Raw genomic sequence first — 2,955 nt, forward strand, 5'->3', positions numbered from 1 at the left:
GTCTTACTCATATCTTACTGAGGAGCTCTATTTTTTTCAAAGATGAAAAATAACGCTCTACAGGAATGCTAACCTGCTTCTTTAGTTGAAAAAGAAAAAGACCGCCGCAACGACGATCATCTTGTACTCAGCACCCCTATATTTAATGAAGAACCTACTTTATTTTAAATTTTATCCACTCACTCTCTGGTATAACTCTATTGTAATAATCAATTGGTTTAACTTTATTTCCTTTGATTTTAAAAGTAATTATTTCCTCCGTATACGGTGGGTTATGAGGACCCTGAAAAGTTACCACTTGTACCTTTACGTAAAATACACCCTTATGTTCTCGGTCTTTTTTTATTTCTAATACTTTTTCTTTTCCTCTGAACCAATCTGTTCCTACCACTGAAAGAATTGGTGCCTGTAATAACTGAATTAATTCCTTTTCTTGAGGAATATTCGTTGCTTTTGAATAATCGGGAGTCAACAATAACATAAAAATCAAGATAATAAAGAATATAAATTTCTTTCTCATAATAAACACCTCAGATTTACTTTGCCCTCTCTGAGGTTCATTTAATTATTATCCTTGTTCAACTAAACTGCCACGTTTGTTCAATAAGGCTTCTACAAAAAAGGGCGGCTATCCTTCTTGGATAATCGCAGCCGTATGTCGATGTACAGTTCCTAAAAAGTATATTTTTCTTTCTTTTCTATAAAGTCTTCTTCACTTATTTCATTCTTGTCGGTAACCAAGAGAGATTGGAATGCTTCAAACAGTTCTTGTATTTTTTCCTGTTGATTAATCATAGCTAAACTTTTTTGGTACTCATTTTCATCTTTATATCTTGTTATTTCTATCCATTTCGTGGCATCAACCTTGCTATTTAGATACAATGTATGAAAATCTATATATCTCCCGTAAATTTTTGATGCTTTTTCTTGAATAGCTAAATATTCGTCTGTTTTGTCTTTTTGAATATGGTACTGATAAACTTTAACAAACATCGTTTTCCCCCAAATCAAAAACATCCTTATTTAACAAAACTGCCCCGTTTGTTCAATAAGGAATTCAACAATAAGGTGCCTCAATCCTTATTGGAACAAAGCACATCTAGATAACTTATTAACCTTCAACCATTTTTAAATATGGTATCTCTTTTCCTTCGACAATTGCGATGTACGCTGGGGTATCTGTTTCGAATATTTTTGTTCCAATTGGCAATTTATTCGCCGTGCCATTTTTAAATTTAGATTCGTTATTTGTTTGATTTGTTATTTTACCGAATTGCTCACCTAATTCATATTTCAATTCTGTTACCCATTCCACATCTTCTGCATTTGAAAACACATAACCATCAAGTAGAAAAATATCTGCATTATTGTACTTTAGATAATCTTTTGGGGTTGGATTACTGATAGAAGGACTACTTAAATAGTCCTTATTACAACCAACTAAAAATATAAACAAGATACCAATTGGAAGTAGAATCTTTGAAAAATTCATTCTGAGACCCCCTTATAAAATACAGACGAAATAACTTTAAAATAGTTCCATTTAAGCAGTTCCTTATTACACATTACTGCCACGATAGTTCAAGTAAAAGCAAACGTCACTCACTGTACATCTTTAACGCACTGTTTAATGACGTTTGCTTTCACAAAATGACTGTATGAATATGTGTAGTACAGTCTCGCGGTTTATTTGTACTGTGAAATAAATATGTTTTTTTTTCATTTTTTTAGGAAAACTAATCAAAAATTGATTTAATACAACAGGAGGCAGCAATATTGAAAAAATTAATAACCTCATTATTTATTTTTTGCTTTATAGCCACTGGAATTGTTTCAAATGCAACAGCAGAGGTAGACGAACTATTTAAAACTCCTATTATAAAGCAATCTAATCAATGGAAAATCGAAATAAAAAAGGGTTCAGATATGGCAAAGACTAAAAATAATGCTGAACGGTATAATGTAGTTATCACAAATATTGGTAAAAATCTTGAAGATGTTGAATTCAACACTTACAGAAATGAACCAAATACTGAAACAAAATACGGATTAAGTGTTTCTGACTTTGAATATAAGGAATTTAAACAGGGACAAACCTTCGAATTTCCGAATTTTCCTATATTGAGTAAATCCAGTGAACTTCAATTTGAAATAAGTTGGCACGAAAAGCCGCACAGTAAAGAAATTAAGGGCAGAAAATATAAGGAAACCTTTACTTTTACTAAATGAAAGATGTGAATCTTGGGCACTTTTTAATGCCTTTTTTTAACGCACAGTTTGTGTCAATTGCGATTTAAAAAAGCCACCAAATTGGGAGCCTTTTTAATCAACTAACGCCCCCGTTAGTTTGAGTACATTTAATCACAAACTTTGTTTAGATGGCGAATTTAATTTCTTTTAAAACAAGTTTCGTATTGTCGTTTCATTACCCAACTATCACAGGCTGCTCCCGACTCATCATATATTTCTTCCCCTATGGTTAACTCTATATTTCTATCTTCACTTGGAATACCAGGAGCTTCATTAGTAATATAGATAGTGTCATCGCCAATCCACTTCATAGAAAAATTACTTTTACCTGGAGCATAATAAATAGTTCGAACCTTATCAGTATCAATATTTGTAATTTCAATCCATACATCTACTCCGCCTGCGGCTCCGCCATACGTTTTATAATATGAGTTCGCTTTATACTTACCATTAGGTGATTGCACAGGACCTACAAAAAATTCACCTTTATTAAATTCAAATGTATAGGCAAATTTTTGATATACGAACAGACAAATCATACTAAATAAGAGAAGCAAAAGTATTTTATATCTCAGTCTAATGCTCCGCAACCTACCTATCCCTCAATTCCTCTATTTTCATTTTATTTAACTATCCTCCCTCAATGAAGAAAGGAAAATCTCCCGTTTTCTCCTGTTTTCTTAGATTTTCATAGTAGTTTACCTT

The 2,955-nt window shown here is 32.1% G+C and carries 5 protein-coding genes; 1 reads left to right on the forward strand and 4 read right to left on the reverse strand.

What is annotated here, in order from left to right; translation table 11 throughout:
- Window positions 1-154: 154 nt before the first annotated feature.
- The 3 genes from G8761_RS26525 to G8761_RS26535 all read right to left on the reverse strand — a co-directional run bounded on the left by G8761_RS26525 (window position 155) and on the right by G8761_RS26535 (window position 1,492).
- Window positions 155-520 carry a DUF3888 domain-containing protein gene (locus tag G8761_RS26525; RefSeq protein ID WP_166030929.1) on the reverse strand — a complete coding sequence of 122 codons (366 nt, stop codon included), beginning with the start codon at window positions 518-520 and terminating at the stop codon, window positions 155-157.
- Window positions 521-672: 152 nt separating this feature from the next.
- A complete protein-coding gene (locus G8761_RS26530; RefSeq protein WP_166030930.1) occupies window positions 673-993 on the reverse strand; it encodes a hypothetical protein in 321 nt (106 codons plus the stop codon).
- A 118-nt stretch (window positions 994-1,111) separates the two neighbouring features.
- Window positions 1,112-1,492, reverse strand: coding sequence for a hypothetical protein (locus G8761_RS26535; RefSeq protein ID WP_166030931.1), 381 nt, complete (start codon window positions 1,490-1,492; stop codon window positions 1,112-1,114).
- A 284-nt stretch (window positions 1,493-1,776) separates the two neighbouring features.
- Between G8761_RS26535 and G8761_RS26540 the strand changes: the two genes are divergently transcribed.
- Window positions 1,777-2,229 carry a hypothetical protein gene (locus G8761_RS26540; RefSeq protein WP_166030932.1) on the forward strand — a complete coding sequence of 151 codons (453 nt, stop codon included), beginning with the start codon at window positions 1,777-1,779 and terminating at the stop codon, window positions 2,227-2,229.
- A 158-nt stretch (window positions 2,230-2,387) separates the two neighbouring features.
- On the opposite strand, the gene G8761_RS26545 is transcribed toward G8761_RS26540, so the two are convergent.
- Window positions 2,388-2,840, reverse strand: a complete 453-nt coding sequence (locus G8761_RS26545) for a DUF5412 family protein (RefSeq protein WP_166030933.1) — start codon at window positions 2,838-2,840, stop codon at window positions 2,388-2,390.
- Window positions 2,841-2,955 lie beyond the last annotated feature (115 nt).

It is taken from the genome of Neobacillus terrae (genome assembly GCF_011393025.1).
Classification (GTDB): domain Bacteria; phylum Bacillota; class Bacilli; order Bacillales; family Cytobacillaceae; genus Neobacillus_A; species Neobacillus_A terrae.